This window comes from Streptomyces sp. NPDC055078 (genome assembly GCF_053607985.1).
In genome coordinates, this window is sequence record NZ_JBSGUP010001166.1 from 1 (window position 1) to 1,039 (window position 1,039).

Sequence of the window (1,039 nt, forward strand, 5' to 3'; positions counted from 1 at the left end):
GGTGAGCCTGCGGCGCTCCAGCGGGCCCCGGTAGAGGGCGCCCTCGATCTGGGCGACGACGACGGGCACGACCGGGGCGAGGCCGTCGACGTACGCCACATCGGTGCCCGCCGCGTCGAAGGCGGCGCGCACGGCGGCGCGCTCCGGTGCGCCGACGGCCGGCCCGAAGGCGACCGCGCCGTAGGTGCGCAGTTCTTCGGCGGGGACGTCGGTGGCGTCGGCGGTGATGTCCGCGCCGATACCGATGGTCCGCAGTGCGGCGGCCAGTCTGGCGAGGACGGCGGCCCGGGCGCCGATCAGCAGGACGCGACGGCGCAGCGGGCCCGCCGCGTCGGCGGCCTCGGCCGCGGCGATGAGCCGTCCCAGCTCGGCGCGGTAGGCATCGCCCTGGAAGCGGAACGGCCCTATTCCGTGGTAGCCGTTCAGGTCGAGGTCCGCCTGCTCGGAGGTCTGCCAGGCGAAGTCGCGCCAGATGACGTCGTCGCCGTCGCGCTCGATGACGGCGGTCACCGCGCCGCATTCGAGCGATTCACACTCGGGACAGGCATAGATCACACAGCGCCCGCCGCCGAGCGGGGTGGGCGCTTCGAGCAGCAGGGTGCGGACCTCGGCCGTCAGTATGGCCGGGGGTACGTCGGAGGCCAGAGGGGACACGGCGTCGAGATCACAGAGCTGGAACAGCAGCGGCTGTCCGTCGACGATGAAATCCATGAAGTCCCGGTGCGCCTGACTTACGCCATTCGCGAGGACACCCCCGGCTCGCATCGCCGGCGCCAGCCCGAAGGTCGCGTACTCGGCAGACATGTCCTGAGTATCCCCAGCTGTCGGCCTCTCCGATCGCGCCTCGGCCCATTCCCTGCGGTCCCCGCACATACGGAGCCGACGGGCCCGCGGCGGTGCCGCCCCGGGCACCGGGCGCCCTTCCGTGCCGGGGCGACGGCCGCTGACGTGATGCCGACATTCGCGGGCGGGCGGGGACGGCGGTGTGCCGTCGTACGAACAGGGCTGGTCGGGCCGTGGTCGAGCGGGTGGCGGGGCC

The 1,039-nt window shown here is 73.5% G+C and carries 1 protein-coding gene; it reads right to left on the minus strand.

The window, feature by feature from the left end:
* On the minus strand, positions 1-804 hold an 804-nt coding region (locus tag ACWF94_RS40960), incomplete at its 3' end, for an oxidoreductase (protein ID WP_453500453.1).
* Positions 805-1,039: the final 235 nt, after the last annotated feature.